Raw genomic sequence first — 18,999 nt, 5'->3', positions numbered from 1 at the left:
ATTAAAACTCCAATCCGTTCTCGCGAGCTGCGTCAGCTAGTGCTTTTACGCGGCCATGATATTTAAAACCACTACGGTCAAATGCAACTTTAGTTACGCCAGCTGCTTTTGCGCGCTCAGCAATCAAAGCACCAACAGCTTTTGCTGCTTCAACATTACCAGTTGCACCTGAACGAAGCGTTGCATCAAGAGTAGAAGCTTGAGCAACAACAACACCGCCTGTAGGCGAGATGATTTGTGCATAGATGTGACGCGGAGTGCGAGTCACAGTCAAACGATTAACACCCAAATGACGGATGTGTGCACGAGTTTTTTTAGCTCGACGAAGACGAGCTGCTTTTTTATCGAACATTTCGGCTCACCTTATTTTTTCTTAGCTTCTTTACGAAGAACAACTTCATCGCTATAACGAACACCTTTACCTTTATATGGCTCTGGTGGACGGAAGCTACGAATCTTAGCTGCTGCTTGACCAAGTTTTTGCTTATCGCTTGATTTTAGAACGATTTCAGTTTGGCTTGGGCTTTCTGCAGTAACACCTTCAGGAAGTGTATATTCGATTGGGTGAGAGAAACCAAGGCTTAGGTTAACTTTGTTACCTGCAACTTGCGCACGATAACCAACGCCGATCAGTTGTAGGCGACGCTCAAAGCCTTCGCTTACACCTTTAACCATGTTGTTCAATAGAGCACGGACAGTACCAGTGTGCATCCACGCATCTTTGGTGTCAGCAACTGGAGATAGCGTAACAACGCCTTCTTCTTGTTTTAGCTCGACCAATTCATGCAGGCTCAAAGACAGAGTACCATTCTTGCCTTTGACTTCAACCTGCCGATCGTTCAAAGTAACGCTTGTACCAGCTGGTAGCGTTACTGGGGCTTTAGCCACACGAGACATAGGAATTTCCTTCAATTTAAAATTACACCATCCAATAAAAATTATGGATGGCCACAAAAAAACTAACAGGCATTTAAGCCCGTTAGTTTAACACATTTACATCAAAGAGTAAATCAATAATGTAAGTTTTTTGTAAGCAAGTCGCTTACAGATTATGCAACCAGTGCAATAACCTCACCACCGATGCCTGCGGCACGAGCAGCACGATCGCTCATGATGCCCTTGCTGGTAGAGATGATTGCAACACCTAGGCCTTTTTGGACGCTTGGTAGCTCATCTTTACCACGGTATTGACGAAGACCAGGACGGCTGTAGCGTTTCAATTGCTCGATAACACCTTTGCCTTGGTAGTACTTCAATTCGATAGTCAATACTTTTTTGCCGTTTTCAACTTCGCTAACAGTAGCAGAAGTTAGGTAACCTTCAGCAACCAACAAATCAGCGATTGATTTGCGTAGCTTAGAAGCTGGCATTTGTACAGATGGTTTGTTTCGTGATTGTGCGTTGCGAATGCGAGTTAGCATGTCAGCAACTGGATCTTGCATACTCATAGCTTAACTCCTTATTACCAGCTAGCTTTACGAACGCCAGGCACATCGCCTTGCATTACATATAGACGCAACATGTTGCGTGATAGACCAAATTTACGGAAATAACCGTGTGGACGGCCAGTGACACCACAACGATTGCGCAGGCGCACTGGAGATGCGTTGCGTGGCAATGCTTGTAGTGCCAACATGGCATCTAGACGCTCTTCTTCGCTAGCATTGATATCGCTAATGATAGCTTTTAGCTTAGCACGCTTTTCGGCATACTTAGCGACAGTTTTTTCGCGTTTTAGTTCGCGATTAATCATGCTCTTTTTAGCCATAACGTTTTACCTTATCTGAATGGGAAGCCAAATGCTTTTAGCAATGCACGACCTTGATCATCGTTCGCTGCGGTGGTAGTGATGGTAACATCTAGACCACGGATACGGTCGATTTTATCAAAATCTACTTCAGGGAAAACGATCTGCTCTTTGATGCCTAGTGAGTAGTTACCACGACCATCAAATGCTTTAGCAGAAAAACCACGGAAGTCACGAATACGAGGAATTGCAATGGCAATTAGACGATCTAGGAATTCATACATTTGATCGCCACGCAAAGTAACTTTGCAACCGATTGGCCATTCTTCACGAATTTTAAAGCCTGCAACTGATTTGCGAGCTTTGGTTACGACAGGTTTTTGACCAGCGATTGCGGTCATGTCAGCCAAAGCACCTTCTAGTAGTTTTTTATCTTGTGCAGCACCACCAACACCCATGTTTAGTGTGATTTTGGTGATTTTTGGCACTTGCATGACATTTTCTAAGCCCAGCTCGTCTTTGATTTGCTGTTTTAGCTTGTCATTGTATAAAGATTTAAGTCTTGCCATTACTATATACCCTTAGTCTCTTATGCAGTCGCCACTACTTCACCAGTAGAACGATAGATGCGTTGTTTTACGCCTTCTTCGTTTACTTGGTAAGCAATACGATCAGCTTTTTGGGTTTTTGCGTTATAAATCGCAACATTTGAAATATGTAGGAAAGCTTCTTGCTTAACGATGCCACCTTCTTTACCTAGCATTTGGTTAGGTTTTTGGTGTTTGGTGACGATGTTTACGCCTTCAACTTTTACACGGTCTGCTTTCACCGCCAAAATTGTGCCTTGCTTGCCTTTGTCTTTGCCAGCAATCACAACCACGGTGTCGCCTTTACGTAACTTTGCCATAATAAGCCTCTAATACAATTACAGTACTTCTGGCGCAAGTGAAACAATCTTCATGAATTGTTCACCACGCAGTTCACGAGTAACAGGTCCAAAAATACGCGTTGCAATTGGTGCTTTGTTGTTGTTCAACAATACCGCAGCATTGTCGTCAAAACGAAGTACAGAACCATCTGGGCGACGAACGCCTTTTTTGGTGCGTACTACAACTGCATTCATCACGTCACCTTTTTTAACACGGCCACGCGGAATAGCGTCTTTTACTGTTACTTTGATGATGTCGCCAACAGATGCATAACGACGATGAGAACCACCCAGTACTTTAATGCACTGAACGCGTTTTGCACCACTGTTATCTGCAACTTCCAGCATTGTTTCAGTCTGAATCATCGCATTACTCCAATATTAATAAAGCAATAAAAGCCATTTGCTGCCGAAATTGGCAGATATACATCTAAAAAGACATACATTATACAAGCAAATGGCTTAAATTGCAAATAGCTCAAATTTTTACTGCACGCTCAACCACTTCCACCAAAGCCCAAGTTTTGGTCTTTGAGAAAGGACGGGTTTCTTTGATGCGTACGATATCACCTTCTTGGCAAGTATTCGTTTCGTCATGTGCTTTAAGCTTAGTCGAACGGCGAACTTGCTTGCCATACATTGGGTGACGGATTTGGCGCTCAACCAACACCACGATAGATTTGTCCATCTTGTTGCTGATTACTTTACCAGTTACAACGCCAACTTCTTGAGTGGTGTTCTCGCTCATGCGTCACCTCTTTGTTTTTCGTTGATCAAAGTCAAAATCTTAGCGATAGTACGACGATTCGCTTTGATTTCGTGAGTGTTGCCAAGCTGACCCGTTGCTTTTGCCATGCGCAGACGAAATGCGTCAAGTTGCTTTTCGTCAAGCAATTGAGCCAACTCTTCTACTGATTTTTCGCGTAATTCGTTGGTTTTCATTACATAATCGTCCGTTTAACAATGGTAGTCTTGAATGGAAGCTTAGCAGCCGCTAGCGTTAGCGCTTCACGGGCTAGCTCTTCGCTAACACCTTGGATTTCATAAAGCATTTTGCCTGGCTTGATTTCTGCCACCCAGTACTCAACAGGACCTTTACCTTTACCCATACGAACTTCTAATGGTTTTTCGGTAATTGGTTTGTCTGGGAATACACGGATCCAGATTTTACCACCACGCTTAATGCGACGAGTGATAGTACGACGAGCAGCTTCGATTTGACGAGCAGTCATACGACCACGACCGATAGATTTTAGACCAATTTCACCAAAAGCAACTGTGTTACCACGCTGGGCTAGGCCAGTGTTACGACCTTTGTGCATTTTGCGAAACTTGGTACGTTTTGGTTGTAACATATCTTAACCTCTGTCTGTGTTGCGGCGGTTAGTACGGCCACGGCGTTTTGGTGCACGAGCTTTGTCTTCAACAACTGGGTTGTAAGCACTGTTCATGCCATCTAGGATTTCACCACGGAAAATCCAAACTTTAACACCGATAGTACCGTAAGTGGTTTCTGCACGAACTGTTGCATAGTCGATATCAGCACGAAGTGTGTGTAGTGGCACACGACCTTCACGATACCACTCAGTACGAGCGATTTCAGCACCACCTAGACGACCTGATAGTTCAACTTTGATACCTTGTGCACCAGCACGCATACTGTTTTGAACAGCACGCTTCATCGCACGACGGAACATCACACGACGCTCAAGCTGGCTTGAGATACCTTCTGCGACTAGACGAGCGTCTAGGTCTGGAGAAGTGATCTCTTGGATGTTAACCTGTGCAGGTACGCCCATCAACTTGGTCAATTCTTTTTGTAGGCTTTCAATGTCTTCGCCTTTTTTACCAATGATGACACCAGGACGAGCACTGTGAATGGTGATTTTTGCTGCACCAGTAGGACGCTCGATGCTGATGTTGCTAACCATTGCACCTTCTAGTTTTTTGCGTAGGAAAGCACGAACTTGGAAGTCGTTTAGCAGATACTCAGAGTATTGCTTTGGGCTTGCATACCAGTTTGCATTGTGCTTTTTGATAACGCCTAGACGGATACCAATTGGATGTACTTTTTGACCCATGATTATTCCCCTACTTTAACAGTGATATGGCAAGTGCGTTTGCTGATGCGATGAGCATGACCCTTGCCACGGGGCATAATACGCTTCAAAGTGATGCCTTCATCAACATAGATGGTAGTAACACGAAGCTTGTCGATGTCAAGACCATTGTTGTGCTCAGCGTTAGCAATCGCTGAATCTAGGCATTTCTTAACCAATTTAGCACCTTTTTTGTTGCTGAAGGTAAGAATGTCTAAAGCACGCTCGATTGATTTACCACGAACTTCGTCCGCAACCAATCTTACTTTTTGTGCCGAAATGGCGGCACCACGTAATTTTGCAGTTACTTCCATGGTAGCACCTTATCTCTTAGATTTCTTATCAACGCCATGACCGCGATATGAACGGGTCGGAGCGAATTCACCTAGTTTGTGACCAACCATTTGTTCGTTCACGATAACTGGCACATGAGTGCGGCCGTTGTGAACTGAGATGGTTAGACCTACCATTTGTGGTAGAATCATCGAGCGACGTGACCAAGTTTTGATCGGTTTGCGGTTGTTGCTTTCTAGAGCGTCTTCAACCTTGGCAAACAAATGCGCATCGATAAATGGACCTTTTTTCAATGAACGAGGCATGAAACTTTTCCTTTATTTCTTGGCACGACGGCGACGGATGATCATACTGTCAGTACGCTTGTTAGAACGAGTCTTAAGACCCTTAGCTTTCTGACCCCATGGGCTGGTTGGGTGCTTACCGAAGTTACGGCCTTCACCACCACCGTGTGGGTGGTCAATCGGGTTCATCGCAGTACCACGAACGGTAGGACGAACACCACGCCAGCGCGCTGCACCTGCTTTACCTAGTGATTTTAGGTTGTTTTCAGTGTTTGATACTTCACCGATAACCGCACGGCAGTTAGCGTGGATACGGCGAGTTTCACCTGAACGCAAACGAACGATCACATAAGCACCATCACGACCTAGCAACTGAACTGCTGCACCAGCTGAACGAGCGATTTGCGCGCCTTTGCCGATTTTTAGTTCGATGTTGTGGATCACGGTACCAACAGGAATATTTTTAAGTGGCAAGCAGTTACCTGGACGGATTGGTGCTGCTTCACCTGATACTACTTGATCACCTACGCTCAATTTCTTTGGCGCGATGATGTAGCGACGCTCACCGTCAGCATACTTAAGTAGTGCAATGTGTGCGGTACGGTTTGGATCGTATTCAATACGCTCAACAACAGCTGGGATACCATCTTTGTTGCGTTTGAAGTCAACTAGACGATAGTGTTGCTTATGACCACCACCGATGTGGCGAGTAGTAATACGACCGTTGTTGTTACGACCACCAGTTTTAGCTTTTGATTCAACAAGCGGTGCATATGGACGACCTTTGTAAAGGTGTGGATGCACTACTTTCTCAACAAAGCGGCGACCTGGTGATGTAGGTTTTGCTTTTACGATAGGCATTTTGTTAATCCTTATTCGTTAGTCGCTGTTTCACTAGTGATTTCTTCACCAGCACCGATTTGTACGTCTGAACCAGCTTTTAGGGTCACATACGCTTTTTTGATGTCGTTACGCTTACCAACAACACGGCCAAAACGCTTAGTTTTGCCTTTGATGTTTAGCGTGTTTACTTTAACAACTTCAACACCTTCAAACATTAGCTCAACAGCTTGTTTGATTTCTTTTTTGGTAGCTTTGCCATCAACTTTGAAAACCTGCACACCAAGGGTATCACCTAGGCGTTGAGATTTTTCTGAAAATACAGGTGCTTTTAGTACCTGATATAGTCTTGCGTTGCTCATGCAAGTGTCTCCTCAAATTGTTTGGCTGCTTCAACAGTCATAATTACTTTGTCAAAAGAAACCAAGCTTACTGGATCAACTTCACGAGTACCCAATACATTCACATATGGGATGTTGCGTGCAGCTAGGTACAAGTTTTCGTCAACTTCGTGAGTTACGATCAATGCACGCGGTGCGTTTAGGTCAGCCAATTTAGCAACCAATTCTTTGGTTTTTGGTGAAGAAACAGTGATGTCATCAACCAATACCAAACGCTCTTGACGCACTAGCTCAGCTAGGATGCATTGCATTGCACCACGGTACATTTTACGGTTCACTTTTTGTGACCAGTCTTGTGGCTTAGCAGCGAATGCACGACCACCGCCAACCCAGATTGGGCTACGGATAGAACCGGCACGCGCACGGCCAGTACCTTTTTGACGCCATGGCTTCTTGCCACCGCCAGAAACTTCGCCACGAGTTTTTTGTGCACGAGTACCTTGACGAGCACCAGCCAAATAAGCGGTAACTACTTGATGTACCAAGGCTTCATTGAACTCACGGCCAAATGCGACCTCTGAAAGCTCAACCGCTGCACCTGTAACAGTTTTTAAATTCACGTTTAATCCCCTTAGGCTTTAACTGACGGACGTACGATAACATCGCCACCGTTGGCACCTGGAACAGCACCCTTGATGACTAGTACACCTTTTTCGGCGTCAACTGAAACAATTTCCAAGCCTTGAACAGTAACACGCTTGTTACCCATTTGACCTGGCATTTTTTTGCCTTTGAAAACGCGACCTGGGGTTTGGTTTTGACCTGTAGAACCCAATACACGGTGAGAAACAGAGTTACCGTGAGTTGCGTCTTGAGTGCGGAAGTTGTGACGCTTCACACCACCTTGGAAACCTTTACCCTTGCTTTGACCAGTCACATCAACCAACTGACCAACTTCAAAGATATCAGCTAGGATATTGCCGCCAACTTCGCGACCTTCTAGGTCAGCTTCTTCTGCGCGGAATTCCCAAACACCACGACCAGCGGCTACGCCAGCTTTTGCGAAGTGTCCTTTTTGAGCAGCAGTTACGCGGCTGTCACGACGCTCACCAGTGGTGATCTGAATCGCGTTATAGCCATCGGTGTCTACTGTTTTGATTTGCGAGATGCGGTTGGCATCAACCTCAACCACTGTTACAGGGATAGATACGCCTGCTTCAGTGAAGACTCGGGTCATGCCGCATTTTTTACCGACTAAACCAATCGCCATTTTAGACCTCATTTATATTAAAAGTTAATAGTTCAAACCAGACTTATGTTCATTAGCCCAAAGCGATCTGAACATCAACACCAGCAGCTAGATCTAGCTTCATCAGTGCATCAACAGTTTTGTCAGTTGGTTGCACGATGTCGATCATACGCTTATGGGTGCGAATTTCGTACTGGTCACGAGCGTCTTTGTTGACGTGTGGTGATGTCAATACGTTGAACCGCTCAATACGAGTCGGCAACGGTACAGGACCGCAAACTTGTGCACCTGTACGCTTTGCAGTATCGACAATCTCTTGTGCCGACTGGTCAATCAGACGATGGTCGAACGATTTTAGTCGGATACGGATTCTCTGGTTAGCCATGCCAACAAGCTCCTAATTAAGTGCTTTATAAACTTCCATCTATGCGTTTATTGCGTTTTAGACTTCAGTTAAACCGTTAAAATTTGTTCTCGAAAAGCTGAAAACAAAATAATCCTATCCCTGCCAACCTTGCATAAGAATGCTGGTAGCAGGGGTGTTTTGTTCAATAGTGCCAAAATCGATGCTTTGGCTGTGGCGTTGACTTGGTACTTCCTCAACTTTTGAACATTGGTTCATTCATGAAGTAAACTTTTGATTCATTCGGCAAATTCTGCCATCAAAAGCGCAACGCAATACAATGATGGCGTGTATTATACACGAAAATTGGCACAATGCAAGGTATTTATTGGCTTTTTGTGTGTTTTTTGCCAAGTTTTTGAATGATTTTACAAAAGACTAACAAAGCGTGTCTATTGTACAATTTTTAATCATTATTTTTGACATTAATATGCATTTTATTAATTTTTACTATGTTAATTTTTGATAAATATTGGGTAAAAATGGCATTTTTACATTAAAATTATTTATAAAAAATTATTTTTTGATAAATAAAATCAATCTAATGCGATATTATATTGCTCTTGTTGATATAATGGTTCTATCTCAAAACGGATGGGTTTACCAATCAAATACTCCAAATCAGCGACGGTGTTGGCTTCGCTTGATAGCATCAGTTCAATCACTGCACCGTGGGCGATGACGGTAAACTGGCGTGGGGCATTAAAGGTGCGTGCATATCGCATGATCTCACGAAATATCTCAAAGCAGACAGTCTCTGCGGTCTTGATATAGCCCTTGCCTTCACAGACTGGGCAAGGCTCGCACAGCTGTTGTGGTAGCGACTCTCGGGTACGCTTGCGTGTCATCTCAACCAATCCAAGCTCACTGACCTGCGTGATATTGGTTTTGGCATAGTCATACGACAGCTGTTCTTGCAAGCTTGCCAATACATCCGCTCGGTGTGCTTCTTCGAGCATATCAATGAAGTCTAGAATAATAATCCCGCCCAAGTTTCTTAGGCGAATCTGCCTTGCGATGACTTGTGTGGCTTCTAGATTAGTCTTATAGACTGTATCTTCGAGTGAACGCGCGCCGACATACGAGCCTGTATTGACATCGATGGTGGTCATCGCTTCGGTTTGATCGATAATCAGATAGCCACCAGATTTGAGATCAACACGGCGTTTTAGGGCATTTTGGACATCTTCTTCGACACGATATAAGTCAAATAATGGTACTTCGCCTGCATAATGGGCGACCATCGGTGCAATCGATGGGACAAATTCACGGGCAAAATGCGCCACTTCATGATAGACTGCTTCGTGGTCGATCAGCACTTTGGTGGTTTTTTCGTTGACCAAATCACGGATACAGCGAAGTGGCAAGGACAACTCTTGATAGATCAGCTCAGATTTCTTGTTTGAGTGCAGCTTGGCAGCAGCTTGTCGTGTCAAAATCGTCCGCCATAGCTGCACCAAATAATAGATATCTTCTTCAAGCTTAATCTCACTCACCTTTTCGGCGGCAGTGCGAGCAATCAGTCCGCCTTTGAGATTTGCCGATTGTAATAACTTGGTCAATTCGTTCTTTAGGCGGGTGCGTTCGTCACTTTCTTCGATGCGGATTGACACACCGACATATTCATCACTGGTCGGTAAATACACAAGATAGCGAGATGGTAATGAGATATTGGTGGTCAAACGCGCACCTTTGGTGCCAAGCTCATCTTTGATGACTTGTACCAAAATGCGGTCACCTTCTCTGAGACGATATTGGATCAAATCTGTGCTTGGTGTGGGTTTTTTGGTGACGGTCAGTGACTTGACATCAGTGACAGCACTATGTCCTTGCTCAAGCTCACTGCTTTGTGCTGGACTGTGTGCAATAGCTAGGCGTGTGATGGGTGTTTGGATAATCTCATCAGGGCTGTCATTCATGCGTTTAGGTTTTTGCATATCATTGGCGTGCAAAAATGCCGTCCGTGACTGGCCAATATCCACAAACGCCGCCTGCATCCCTGGTAGCACTCGCACCACCGTGCCTAGATAAATATTACCCACTAAGCCCAATTTTTGGTGGCGTTCGATCAGTATTTCGCTCGTCACACCATCGGTCAAGACCGCCACCCGAGATTCCATCGGCGTATAATTAATCAATAACTCTTCTGACATTTTTTACTCAATTTTTATAATTTTCAAATTCTTTATCGCTATCGATTATAGTAAGCGATATTGCCGATTTATGCAAGGTAAAGCGATACGGCTTGCGTACAGCGTGCATGGTGCTTGATTGGCGCTCAAGTGTATGGCTTAAGCCACTTTAAGCCACTATCAGTACTTGTAATTGATGCTTGTGGTGTTTTACTTTATTGATCTGCTTTTGGGCGGTCAAGCATATCATCCAGCGCCTGCACCACTTGTGATAATGGCAAGCCGACCACATTGGTATAGCTACCGTGAATCGCTCGCACCCATGCTGCTGCACCGCCTTGGATGGCATACGCCCCTGCCTTATCCTGTGGCTCGCCTGACTGCCAGTAGCTTGTCTTTTGAGCATCACTTAGGCGGACAAACTCAACCTGTGTCCGCTCGCACAGATAACGCCGATCAATGCACGCACCTTGTGAAAGATGAGTCAAACAAACAGCCGTCCAAATCTCATGCGTCGTATCCGATAGCTTATCCCACATCCGATAAGCATCCGCCTGATCAACAGGCTTGGTCAAGACTTCGCCATCATCAAGCACGCCAATGGTATCGGCTGTGATGACAATGCACTCAGTTGGCAAAGTCGCATCCGCCATCACCGCATCGGCTTTGGTCATCACCATACGGCGAATATAGGCATCTGCCGACTCGCCTGCCAGCCACGACTCATCAACCTCTACGCCCACCGTCATAAACTCAATTCCTGCTTGGCTCAATAGCTCTCTACGGCGTGGTGATGTCGATGCTAGGATAATGACTGGGCGTGCGGCTGTGTTCATGGTGGATGCGTCCAATAGATGACCAATAAAATTGTGGCAATTATCCACCTTTTCATGGCATGGGTCAAATCAAATCTCATCGGCACAGATTTCTATCCATCGCTTTGTACTCATGGCAAGCTATGGTACAATGGTGCTGATTTTTTTCTTATTTTTATCTCAAGGAAAAACCATGAGCCAACTTACTTCGGACGACATCCTATCGGTTGCCAATTTGGCACGCCTAAAAGTGGATGACAACCTAGCAGCTGACTACGCCAAAGACATCAGCAAAATCCTAGCGATGATGGATATCTTAAGCTCGGTCAATACCGACGGCGTCGCCCCACTTGCCAATATTCACGAATCTAGCCAAACCCTGCGTGCTGATGTGCCGACCACCGACATTGACCGCACCGCCAATCAATCCGTTGCACCAAGCACGGCAGATGGCTTGTACCTTGTACCACAAGTGATTGAATAATTGAATAGTTTGATTAAAATTCGTGATAATTAACACTTAGGACACTCCATGTCAAATCTACACACCTTATCTGTTGCCGAAATCGCATCAGGTCTTGCCAACAAAGACTTTAGCAGTCTTGAGATGACCACGCATTTACTGGGTCGTATTGATACTTTAAATAAAGATCTAAACAGCTTCATCACCGTCACCGCCGAACAAGCCCTAGAAAACGCCAAAGCCGCCGATACCCTGCGTGCAGGTGGCGATACTCGTGCGCTACTTGGCGTACCGATGGCACACAAGGACAATCTATGCACCCAAGGCGTCTTGACCACCTGTGGCTCAAAGATGCTGTATAACTTTGTCTCGCCTTATAACGCTACACTGGTAGAAAATGTCGCCAATGCAGGCTTTATTAGCCTAGGTAAGCTGAACATGGATGAGTTCGCCATGGGTTCGGATAACGAAAAATCTTATTATGGTGCTGTGCATAATCCTTGGGATCTTAGCCGTGTGCCAGGTGGCTCATCTGGTGGCTCAGCCGCAGCTGTGGCAGCTAGCCTAGTGCCTGTGGCGACAGGCTCGGATACCGGTGGCTCAATCCGTCAGCCGGCCAGCTTCTGTGGTATCACAGGCATCAAGCCAACCTATGGCCGTGTCTCACGCTATGGCATGATCGCTTATGCATCAAGCTTTGATCAAGCAGGTTCATTTGGCAAATCTGCCCTAGACTGCGCCTATTTACTCCAAGCCATGTCAGGCTATGATGCCAAAGACTCAACCAGCATCGCCAAAGATGTCCCTGATTGGGTCGCAGAAATCCACGCATCACGCACTGCCGATAAGCCATTGGCAGGTCTAAAAATCGGTGTGCCAACCGAATACTTCGGTGCAGGTCTTAACGATGAAGTCTCAAGCACCGTCAAAGCTGCCCTAGCCCAATACGAAGCCCTAGGCGCGACACTGGTCGATATCCACTTGACTAGTCCTGAGATTACGCTGGCCACTTATTATCTACTTGCCCCTGCCGAAGCCAGCTCAAACCTGTCTCGCTTTGATGGCGTGCGTTTTGGTTATCGCTGCGACAATCCAAAAGACCTACAAGACCTATACACCCGCTCTCGCTCCGAAGGCTTTGGCGCTGAAGTACAACGCCGTATCATCATGGGGACTTATGCCCTATCGGCAGGTTATTTTGATGCGTATTATGTCAAAGCTCAAAAAGTACGCCGTCTGATTGCCGAAGATTTTGCCAAAGCCTTTGCAAACTGTGATGTCATCGCAACGCCAACAGCGCCAACCACCGCCTATCAAATCGGTGCCAGCCTAACCCCATCTGAAATCTACATGGGTGATGTCTATACCATCGGTGTCAACCTAGCTGGCCTACCTGCCATCAGCCATCCGATTGGCTTTGATAAACAAGGCTTGCCAGTGGGCTTACAGCTGATTGGTAATCATTGGCAAGAAGGCAAGCTTTTGACCACAACTGATGCTTATCAGCAAGTGACTGATTATCACAAGGCTGTGCCAACGATTGGCTAATCATCGATACGAGCAACCACAAGGATAAGGATATGGGCAAGAAAGCGATAAGCACAAACATCGTGGTTCGACCAACCGAACCCTACGACCATCAAGGGCTATATGACTTATACAGACAGCCTGAAGTCTATCGTCAGACGCTTGCTTTGCCTAGTCAGTCCTTACACAGTTGGGAGAAACGGCTATCTGCCATCCCAAGCCATGTGCATTCATTCGTAGCACTGCTTGATAATGATGACGAATATCGCATCGTGGGTAATGTCGCCTTGACCATCGAGACCGCCGTGCGTCGCCGTCATGCAGGCTCCATCGTCATCGCCGTCAGTGCAGACAGTCACGGACAAGGCATCGGCACGATGCTGATGCAGACCATCGTTGATTTGGCGGATAATTGGCTTGACTTATCCCGACTGGAATTACAAGTTTATACCGATAACACGCCTGCGATTGCTTTGTATGAAAAATTTGGCTTTATCAACGAAGGCACGCTGCGTAACTACGCCTATCGTGATGGCAAGCTGTGCGATTTGTATATGATGGCGAGAACCAAAAATTCATCAGACACCAATTGAAAAGAGAACCACTATGACCAATCAAGCTCCACTTATCGACGGCTATGAAGTCGTCATCGGCATTGAAATTCACTGCCAATTAAACACCGAAAGTAAAATTTTCTCAAATGCGCCGACCGCTTTTGGTGCAGAGCCAAACACCCAAGCCACCATCGTTGATCTAGGCTTTCCAGGTGCTTTGCCTGTGCTGAACGAAGGCGTGATTGAGCGTGCGCTCAAATTTGGCTTAGGCGTCAATGCTGAACTGGGTATGTACAATACCTTTGACCGCAAAAACTATTTTTATCCTGATTTGCCAAAAGGCTACCAAACCACCCAAATGGCAAATCCCATCGTCGGCAAAGGCTATATTGATATCCTAGTCAATGCAGGACAAAAAGACGAATACACCAAACGCATCGGCATCACCCGTGCCCACCTAGAAGAAGATGCGGGCAAATCGGTGCATGACGCTGTGCCCGCCATGACAGGCGTGGATTTGAACCGTGCAGGTACGCCGCTCATCGAGATCGTCTCTGAGCCTGATATGCGTTCGGTTGGCGAGGCGGTCGCCTATGTCAAGACCATTCATGAATTGGTCACTTGGCTAGGCATCAGTGATGCGATTATGGCAGAAGGCTCGTTCCGTGCTGACATCAACATCTCAGTACACAAGCCAAATACGCCATTTGGTACACGCTGTGAGCTTAAAAACCTAAACTCATTCCGCTTCATCGAGCGTGCCATCAAATCAGAAATCGAACGCCAAATCGATGTCATCGAAGACGGCGGAAAAGTCGTGCAAGCCACTCGCCTGTATGACCCTGAGCGTGACGAAACCCGTGCGATGCGTACCAAAGAAGAAGCCAATGACTATCGCTATTTCCCTTGCCCTGACCTATTGCCTGTGGTGATTAGTGATGAGACTTTGGCAAAAGTCAAAGCCGATATGCCAGAGCTGCCAAGCGTGCGTAAAGAGCGATTTGTGAATGAATTTGGACTATCTACCTATGATGCCAATGTGTTAAACGGCAGCCGTGAATTGTCCGATTATTTCTTGGAAGTCATTGCCATCACCGGCAATCAGCACGCCAAAATCGCCGCCAACTGGGTGATGGGCGAGCTGTCAGGCGCACTCAATAAAAATGAGCTGACAATCAATCAATCCCCAATCAGTGCCGAGCGTCTGGCAGGGATGATTGCTCGCATCACCGATAACACCATCAGTGGCAAAATCGCCAAAGAAGTGTTCGGCTATCTGTGGGAATCTGACAAATCAGCCGATGACATCATCGCGGAGCACGGACTCAAACAAGAAACCGACACCGGCGCCATCGAAGCCATCATCAAAGAAGTCTTGGCAAATAATCAAGCGATGGTGGATGAATATAAAGGCGGTAAAGAAAAAGCCTTTAACGGCTTGGTCGGTCAAGTAATGAAAGCCTCTCGTGGCAAGGCAAACCCAGCCCAAGTCAATGAACTGATGAAAAAGCTGATTGGTTAATTAACGGTTAATCAACCAAGCCCCAAATGCTGTGTGTTTGGGGCTTTTATTAGGTTGAGTTTAAGGATTAGTATGTCAAATCAAAAATTTTGTCAATCCGATGATAAATTGCCACAATTTTTATCATTTGACTTTTCAAAGCATCAAATTTATCCAGAATTGCCAAACAATTTCCCATTATTTGACGATTTTTATTTATCACTTGCCCACACCATTCAACATCATTTTGAAAGTTATGCAATTATTTTACATCCAATTGGCTATTATCAAAATGAGCAATACATAGAACCAAAAACCAATAACAGAAAGTCAATATTCAAAGCATTTGGCATATTGGCAAATGATGATATAAATCTAGATAGTTTGACTGATTTATATCATTTGGAAGACAAATTATTTCAAAATAATTGTAATGCACTCTATCTTTCAAATGGCGAATGTTCTGATGTGCAATATAACTTTATTATCAATACTCTAAAAAAATTGGTTAATAATGATATTTACTATTATTATGAAATTTTGAAAATTATCAGTTATTCGGAATATGATTTTCATAAAATATCCGAGCTATTATTTAAAGGCGAGATATTAACACATCAAGAAGTGCAACAGTATTCAAAAATATTCACACAGCCAAGCATGCTGTTTGACAAGAGTGAAACATGGGTTATCGCAACTAATCACGATATACCCTATACATTTATTGGTGGGGACAAATCTTTTGTAGAGAAATTTTTGAATGCTGAATACGATATTTATCCGATTGAACCAAAATATCAATGGATTAAGAAAATTGATTAGCATTGTTATGCAATAAACGCTTTACCACCGACCTTAGAATAATTATCAACCGCCCACAACTTTTTGGCATTACAGCATAACAAATTTTCCACCCCAAAAGCTGTCTTTGGTTATATTTCATGACACACTGACAAAATGGTTGGTTAATCAACTAAGCCCCAAATACTGTGTGTTTGGGACTTATTGCTTTTTATTTATATAAAAATACAAATCTACCATATTTGGTTTGGCTTATGGGCAAAATTTCTTTAACGGTTCTATAAGAAATTCTATTTCTGTCTCAATTCCTGATATCTTCTTAATCGACTGATCGTTCTTGAGCATATTCTGTCGATCGACATCTGGTTCATAAATACTGATGATTATTCTATCCTTAATAGGATCATAACCCATCATGGCAAACCCATCTATACGCTTAGCAAGTGCCACACTGTTATTTGCGATAATATTGGCAATGGCTTGAGCATTATTGGAATTATTTTTTAAGATTGCCACAGGTAGCTTATTTTGAGTGCCTTGCAGATCTCTAAGCTCTGTTAAATCCGCACCCTGCACAGTGGTTCTCACCACCAACCGAAACTCGCCGTTGTTATCAAAATAAATGGATACAATATCATCGCCAAATTTCGCCTGCATCTCATCAATAATGGGCTGGCTATGACTGATTAAATCTAGTCTTCTAGTCGCTTCTTCACGACTGATATCAAACTCTGTGACATATACTTCGATTAGTGACTCATCCCAATCTTGATTTTGTGCATGGCTAATATTGCAAGATAACAAAGCAAAAAAAGATACTAACATCATTTTCTTAAAATACATAACTTACTCCTTGTGAATTTTGGTCAAACTCTTTTAACCAAAATAAGTCAATGCACGCCCATCATCCGTCTTTTGATGTTTTTTATTATATAGCGCATATAAAACGATGGCAATTTTAATCAAAAAAATGGGTGGTTGTGTTGCTAGACTGGTTAAAACTTAGGCACAGCTACCAACCGCCCACAACTTTTTGGCATTACAGTATAACAAATTTTCCGCCCCAAAAGCTGTCTTTGGTTATATTTCATGATACACTGACAAAAAGTTTGGAGATAAATTCCAAAAATTTTAATAGATAACCTAGACAGCCAAGGAGTGGAGATTATGTCAGTATTACATGATTTAGCCGTGTTGCGTTCGCATGGGGGTATGCTCTGCACAGGACTAGACGATGCAAGCATTGAGCGATTTGCAGGCTTTACACCCGAACTCACCCAAGCCATCACGGATGCACTGGCCCGCTATCAAGACATCAAAGCCCAACATCCCGAGCTATTGGCACTGGATGAGCAAGCACAGATTGCTGCCATCCAAGACGGCTTTGTCAATTTTTACGCCAATGATGCTGTCAATCCTTATGTTGCCCTATCTGCTCGTGGCTCGTGGATTGTCACGCTCAAAGGTGCGGTGCTGTATGATACCGGCGGCTATGGGATGCTTGGTTTTGGGCATACGCCTGATGCCGTCATCGATGCGATGGCAAAACCACAAGTCACCGCCAATATCATGACGCCAAATCTCGCCCAATATCAGCTCATTCAAGCACTCAAACAGGAAATCGGACAAACCCAAAACGGCTGTCCTTATACTGGCTTTATGTGCCTAAACTCAGGCTCAGAAGCGGTCGGACTTGCTACACGCATCATCGATGCTCATGCCAAACGCCAAACCGACGCAGGGGCCCGCCATGCCGGTAAAGTCATCAAGCGTCTGACCATCAAAGGCTCATTTCACGGACGCACCGACCGCCCTGCTCTGTACTCAAATTCAAGCCGTAGTAGCTATGACAAATATCTGGCCAGCTACAAAGATGAAGACAGCGTCATCACCGTCGCACCATATGACATCGATGCACTCAAGGCGGTCTTTGCCGATGCTGATGCCAACGGCTGGTTCATCGAAGCGATGCTGATGGAGCCTGTGATGGGCGAAGGCAACCCAGGGCGTAGTGTGCCACGAGCATTTTATGATGCTGCACGAGCCTTGACCCGTGAGCATGGTAGTCTGCTACTCATCGACTCAATCCAAGCAGGTCTGCGTACCACAGGCTATCTGTCGATTGTGGATTCGCCTGAGTTTGAGGGCATTGAACCACCTGATTTTGAGACCTATTCAAAGGCCATCAATGCAGGGCAATTCCCCTTATCCATCCTAGCCATGACCGACTATGCCAGCGGTGAATATCAGCGTGGACTGTACGGCAACACCATGACCACCAATCCACGAGCACTGGATGTCGCCTGTGCGGTGCTGGCTGGTATGACAGATGATGTGCGCGCCAATATCGTCCATCAAGGCAAACAAGCGATTACTAAGCTTACCGCTCTACAAGCCAAGCTTGGCGATGCCATCACCAATGTCCAAGGCACAGGGCTGCTGTTCAGCTGTGAGCTAAATCCACGCTACAAAGCCTATGGCACAGGCAGTGTCGAAGAGTGGCTACGCTTGCACGGCATTGGTGTTATTCATGGTGGTCAAAATGCCCTGCGATTCACGCCACAGTTTGGTATCCGTGATGCTGAACTGGATTTGGTGATTGATAAGCTTGAGCAAGCCTTGGTTGCGATGGCTTAAGTCATTGGCACAATAATCATTCATCAATCCAAGCCCTGCTAAACCCCACTTGGACTTAGCAGGACTTGTTTTATGCTTGCTCGATCAATCAGAATAATGGCGAAAAATTTCCCCAAACCCCTTGTCAATTCGGCAAAATCGGCTACAATAGGCACATCGGAATGTAGCGCAGCTTGGTAGCGCACTTGCATGGGGTGCAAGGGGTCGTAGGTTCAAATCCTATCATTCCGACCAAACAATAATTTAGGGGTGTTGCATAATGTGCTACACCCCTTTATTTTCAAGGCTTTTAGCCGTTTTATGTGTATTATGCAGCAATATAAAGCACCATTCAGCAATGAAAATTATTGGTATCAAAACCCATCCCAATACCCTTTTACTTAT

At 45.0% G+C, this 18,999-nt stretch carries 27 protein-coding genes and 1 tRNA gene; 7 read left to right on the top strand and 21 right to left on the bottom strand.

Features of this window, described 5'->3' with window-relative positions; genetic code table 11:
• Position 1: 1 nt before the first annotated feature.
• From rplR to NKU06_RS06210, 20 genes are all read right to left on the bottom strand, one after another.
• A complete protein-coding gene (gene rplR, locus NKU06_RS06305; protein WP_253223021.1) occupies positions 2-352 on the bottom strand; it encodes a 50S ribosomal protein L18 in 351 nt (116 codons plus the stop codon).
• 11 nt (positions 353-363) lie between these two features.
• Entirely contained in the window at positions 364-897 is a 534-nt protein-coding gene (rplF, locus tag NKU06_RS06300) for a 50S ribosomal protein L6 (RefSeq protein ID WP_253223020.1), read from the bottom strand.
• Between the two features lie 152 nt (positions 898-1,049).
• Positions 1,050-1,448, bottom strand: a complete 399-nt coding sequence (gene rpsH, locus NKU06_RS06295; RefSeq protein WP_253223019.1) for a 30S ribosomal protein S8 — start codon at positions 1,446-1,448, stop codon at positions 1,050-1,052.
• 14 nt (positions 1,449-1,462) lie between these two features.
• Positions 1,463-1,768 carry a 30S ribosomal protein S14 gene (gene rpsN / locus NKU06_RS06290; protein ID WP_253223018.1) on the bottom strand — a complete coding sequence of 102 codons (306 nt, stop codon included), beginning with the start codon at positions 1,766-1,768 and terminating at the stop codon, positions 1,463-1,465.
• Between the two features lie 11 nt (positions 1,769-1,779).
• Positions 1,780-2,316, bottom strand: coding sequence for a 50S ribosomal protein L5 (rplE, locus tag NKU06_RS06285; protein WP_253223017.1), 537 nt, complete (start codon positions 2,314-2,316; stop codon positions 1,780-1,782).
• A 20-nt stretch (positions 2,317-2,336) separates the two neighbouring features.
• Positions 2,337-2,654 (bottom strand): 50S ribosomal protein L24, encoded by a 318-nt coding sequence (rplX, locus tag NKU06_RS06280; RefSeq protein WP_253223016.1) that lies wholly within the window; start codon positions 2,652-2,654, stop codon positions 2,337-2,339.
• 18 nt (positions 2,655-2,672) lie between these two features.
• On the bottom strand, positions 2,673-3,041 hold the full coding sequence (gene rplN / locus NKU06_RS06275) for a 50S ribosomal protein L14 (protein ID WP_078254905.1): 369 nt from the start codon (positions 3,039-3,041) through the stop codon (positions 2,673-2,675).
• A 112-nt stretch (positions 3,042-3,153) separates the two neighbouring features.
• Positions 3,154-3,423: a 30S ribosomal protein S17 gene (rpsQ, locus tag NKU06_RS06270; RefSeq protein WP_253223015.1), complete on the bottom strand. Its 270-nt coding sequence runs from the start codon at positions 3,421-3,423 to the stop codon at positions 3,154-3,156.
• Complete coding sequence (rpmC, locus tag NKU06_RS06265; RefSeq protein ID WP_078254907.1) at positions 3,420-3,617, bottom strand: 50S ribosomal protein L29; 198 nt, start codon at positions 3,615-3,617, stop codon at positions 3,420-3,422. The genes rpsQ and rpmC overlap by 4 nt, the downstream gene beginning before the upstream one ends.
• Complete coding sequence (gene rplP, locus NKU06_RS06260) at positions 3,617-4,030, bottom strand: 50S ribosomal protein L16 (protein ID WP_064603324.1); 414 nt, start codon at positions 4,028-4,030, stop codon at positions 3,617-3,619. Before rplP ends, rpmC begins: the two co-directional genes overlap by 1 nt.
• 3 nt (positions 4,031-4,033) lie before the next feature.
• Positions 4,034-4,756: a 30S ribosomal protein S3 gene (rpsC, locus tag NKU06_RS06255; RefSeq protein ID WP_254729500.1), complete on the bottom strand. Its 723-nt coding sequence runs from the start codon at positions 4,754-4,756 to the stop codon at positions 4,034-4,036.
• Between the two features lie 2 nt (positions 4,757-4,758).
• Positions 4,759-5,088 (bottom strand): 50S ribosomal protein L22, encoded by a 330-nt coding sequence (rplV, locus tag NKU06_RS06250; RefSeq protein WP_078254909.1) that lies wholly within the window; start codon positions 5,086-5,088, stop codon positions 4,759-4,761.
• A 9-nt stretch (positions 5,089-5,097) separates the two neighbouring features.
• A complete protein-coding gene (gene rpsS / locus NKU06_RS06245; RefSeq protein WP_036364316.1) occupies positions 5,098-5,373 on the bottom strand; it encodes a 30S ribosomal protein S19 in 276 nt (91 codons plus the stop codon).
• A 12-nt stretch (positions 5,374-5,385) separates the two neighbouring features.
• On the bottom strand, positions 5,386-6,213 hold the full coding sequence (rplB, locus tag NKU06_RS06240; protein ID WP_078254911.1) for a 50S ribosomal protein L2: 828 nt from the start codon (positions 6,211-6,213) through the stop codon (positions 5,386-5,388).
• A gap of 11 nt (positions 6,214-6,224) precedes the next feature.
• Positions 6,225-6,554 (bottom strand): 50S ribosomal protein L23, encoded by a 330-nt coding sequence (rplW, locus tag NKU06_RS06235; protein WP_078254912.1) that lies wholly within the window; start codon positions 6,552-6,554, stop codon positions 6,225-6,227.
• Positions 6,551-7,153, bottom strand: a complete 603-nt coding sequence (rplD, locus tag NKU06_RS06230; RefSeq protein WP_103034399.1) for a 50S ribosomal protein L4 — start codon at positions 7,151-7,153, stop codon at positions 6,551-6,553. Before rplD ends, rplW begins: the two co-directional genes overlap by 4 nt.
• An 11-nt stretch (positions 7,154-7,164) precedes the next feature.
• Positions 7,165-7,803, bottom strand: coding sequence for a 50S ribosomal protein L3 (gene rplC / locus NKU06_RS06225; protein WP_078254914.1), 639 nt, complete (start codon positions 7,801-7,803; stop codon positions 7,165-7,167).
• Between the two features lie 52 nt (positions 7,804-7,855).
• Entirely contained in the window at positions 7,856-8,167 is a 312-nt protein-coding gene (gene rpsJ / locus NKU06_RS06220) for a 30S ribosomal protein S10 (protein ID WP_003656991.1), read from the bottom strand.
• A 554-nt stretch (positions 8,168-8,721) separates the two neighbouring features.
• On the bottom strand, positions 8,722-10,338 hold the full coding sequence (locus tag NKU06_RS06215; protein ID WP_254729498.1) for an Rne/Rng family ribonuclease: 1,617 nt from the start codon (positions 10,336-10,338) through the stop codon (positions 8,722-8,724).
• A gap of 194 nt (positions 10,339-10,532) precedes the next feature.
• Positions 10,533-11,153 (bottom strand): nucleoside triphosphate pyrophosphatase, encoded by a 621-nt coding sequence (locus NKU06_RS06210; RefSeq protein WP_254729496.1) that lies wholly within the window; start codon positions 11,151-11,153, stop codon positions 10,533-10,535.
• Between the two features lie 172 nt (positions 11,154-11,325).
• Here NKU06_RS06210 and gatC point away from each other — a divergent pair, with 172 nt between their 5' ends.
• From gatC to NKU06_RS06185, 5 genes are all read left to right on the top strand, one after another.
• Positions 11,326-11,616, top strand: a complete 291-nt coding sequence (gene gatC / locus NKU06_RS06205; RefSeq protein WP_078254917.1) for an Asp-tRNA(Asn)/Glu-tRNA(Gln) amidotransferase subunit GatC — start codon at positions 11,326-11,328, stop codon at positions 11,614-11,616.
• Between the two features lie 48 nt (positions 11,617-11,664).
• Positions 11,665-13,143, top strand: a complete 1,479-nt coding sequence (gene gatA / locus NKU06_RS06200; protein ID WP_254729494.1) for an Asp-tRNA(Asn)/Glu-tRNA(Gln) amidotransferase subunit GatA — start codon at positions 11,665-11,667, stop codon at positions 13,141-13,143.
• Positions 13,144-13,205: 62 nt separating this feature from the next.
• Positions 13,206-13,715 (top strand): GNAT family N-acetyltransferase, encoded by a 510-nt coding sequence (locus NKU06_RS06195; RefSeq protein WP_254729492.1) that lies wholly within the window; start codon positions 13,206-13,208, stop codon positions 13,713-13,715.
• 13 nt (positions 13,716-13,728) lie between these two features.
• Entirely contained in the window at positions 13,729-15,198 is a 1,470-nt protein-coding gene (gene gatB, locus NKU06_RS06190) for an Asp-tRNA(Asn)/Glu-tRNA(Gln) amidotransferase subunit GatB (RefSeq protein ID WP_254729490.1), read from the top strand.
• A 72-nt stretch (positions 15,199-15,270) separates the two neighbouring features.
• Complete coding sequence (locus NKU06_RS06185; protein WP_254729488.1) at positions 15,271-15,999, top strand: hypothetical protein; 729 nt, start codon at positions 15,271-15,273, stop codon at positions 15,997-15,999.
• Between the two features lie 231 nt (positions 16,000-16,230).
• On the opposite strand, the gene NKU06_RS06180 is transcribed toward NKU06_RS06185, so the two are convergent.
• The gene (locus NKU06_RS06180) at positions 16,231-16,821 is read right to left on the bottom strand and encodes a hypothetical protein (protein WP_253223004.1); all 591 of its coding nucleotides are present in this window, start codon (positions 16,819-16,821) and stop codon (positions 16,231-16,233) included.
• 324 nt (positions 16,822-17,145) lie between these two features.
• Here NKU06_RS06180 and NKU06_RS06175 point away from each other — a divergent pair, with 324 nt between their 5' ends.
• Entirely contained in the window at positions 17,146-18,615 is a 1,470-nt protein-coding gene (locus tag NKU06_RS06175; protein ID WP_254729486.1) for an aminotransferase class III-fold pyridoxal phosphate-dependent enzyme, read from the top strand.
• Between the two features lie 157 nt (positions 18,616-18,772).
• Positions 18,773-18,849, top strand: a tRNA-Pro gene (locus tag NKU06_RS06170).
• Positions 18,850-18,999: the final 150 nt, after the last annotated feature.

Source organism: Moraxella sp. FZLJ2109 (assembly GCF_024296965.1).
Classification (GTDB): domain Bacteria; phylum Pseudomonadota; class Gammaproteobacteria; order Pseudomonadales; family Moraxellaceae; genus Moraxella.
This window is presented reverse-complemented; position numbering and strand designations above follow the sequence as displayed.

Coding starts and splice junctions, on each gene's coding strand:
- rplR (WP_253223021.1), bottom strand. CDS start 352: ATGTTCGATAAAAAAGCAGCTCGTCTTCGTCGAGCTAAAAAAACTCGT.
- rplF (WP_253223020.1), bottom strand. CDS start 897: ATGTCTCGTGTGGCTAAAGCCCCAGTAACGCTACCAGCTGGTACAAGC.
- rpsH (WP_253223019.1), bottom strand. CDS start 1,448: ATGAGTATGCAAGATCCAGTTGCTGACATGCTAACTCGCATTCGCAAC.
- rpsN (WP_253223018.1), bottom strand. CDS start 1,768: ATGGCTAAAAAGAGCATGATTAATCGCGAACTAAAACGCGAAAAAACT.
- rplE (WP_253223017.1), bottom strand. CDS start 2,316: ATGGCAAGACTTAAATCTTTATACAATGACAAGCTAAAACAGCAAATC.
- rplX (WP_253223016.1), bottom strand. CDS start 2,654: ATGGCAAAGTTACGTAAAGGCGACACCGTGGTTGTGATTGCTGGCAAA.
- rplN (WP_078254905.1), bottom strand. CDS start 3,041: ATGATTCAGACTGAAACAATGCTGGAAGTTGCAGATAACAGTGGTGCA.
- rpsQ (WP_253223015.1), bottom strand. CDS start 3,423: ATGAGCGAGAACACCACTCAAGAAGTTGGCGTTGTAACTGGTAAAGTA.
- rpmC (WP_078254907.1), bottom strand. CDS start 3,617: ATGAAAACCAACGAATTACGCGAAAAATCAGTAGAAGAGTTGGCTCAA.
- rplP (WP_064603324.1), bottom strand. CDS start 4,030: ATGTTACAACCAAAACGTACCAAGTTTCGCAAAATGCACAAAGGTCGT.
- rpsC (WP_254729500.1), bottom strand. CDS start 4,756: ATGGGTCAAAAAGTACATCCAATTGGTATCCGTCTAGGCGTTATCAAA.
- rplV (WP_078254909.1), bottom strand. CDS start 5,088: ATGGAAGTAACTGCAAAATTACGTGGTGCCGCCATTTCGGCACAAAAA.
- rpsS (WP_036364316.1), bottom strand. CDS start 5,373: ATGCCTCGTTCATTGAAAAAAGGTCCATTTATCGATGCGCATTTGTTT.
- rplB (WP_078254911.1), bottom strand. CDS start 6,213: ATGCCTATCGTAAAAGCAAAACCTACATCACCAGGTCGCCGCTTTGTT.
- rplW (WP_078254912.1), bottom strand. CDS start 6,554: ATGAGCAACGCAAGACTATATCAGGTACTAAAAGCACCTGTATTTTCA.
- rplC (WP_078254914.1), bottom strand. CDS start 7,803: ATGGCGATTGGTTTAGTCGGTAAAAAATGCGGCATGACCCGAGTCTTC.
- rpsJ (WP_003656991.1), bottom strand. CDS start 8,167: ATGGCTAACCAGAGAATCCGTATCCGACTAAAATCGTTCGACCATCGT.
- NKU06_RS06215 (WP_254729498.1), bottom strand. CDS start 10,338: ATGTCAGAAGAGTTATTGATTAATTATACGCCGATGGAATCTCGGGTG.
- NKU06_RS06210 (WP_254729496.1), bottom strand. CDS start 11,153: ATGAACACAGCCGCACGCCCAGTCATTATCCTAGCATCGACATCACCA.
- gatC (WP_078254917.1), top strand. CDS start 11,326: ATGAGCCAACTTACTTCGGACGACATCCTATCGGTTGCCAATTTGGCA.
- gatA (WP_254729494.1), top strand. CDS start 11,665: ATGTCAAATCTACACACCTTATCTGTTGCCGAAATCGCATCAGGTCTT.
- gatB (WP_254729490.1), top strand. CDS start 13,729: ATGACCAATCAAGCTCCACTTATCGACGGCTATGAAGTCGTCATCGGC.
- NKU06_RS06185 (WP_254729488.1), top strand. CDS start 15,271: ATGTCAAATCAAAAATTTTGTCAATCCGATGATAAATTGCCACAATTT.
- NKU06_RS06180 (WP_253223004.1), bottom strand. CDS start 16,821: ATGTATTTTAAGAAAATGATGTTAGTATCTTTTTTTGCTTTGTTATCT.
- NKU06_RS06175 (WP_254729486.1), top strand. CDS start 17,146: ATGTCAGTATTACATGATTTAGCCGTGTTGCGTTCGCATGGGGGTATG.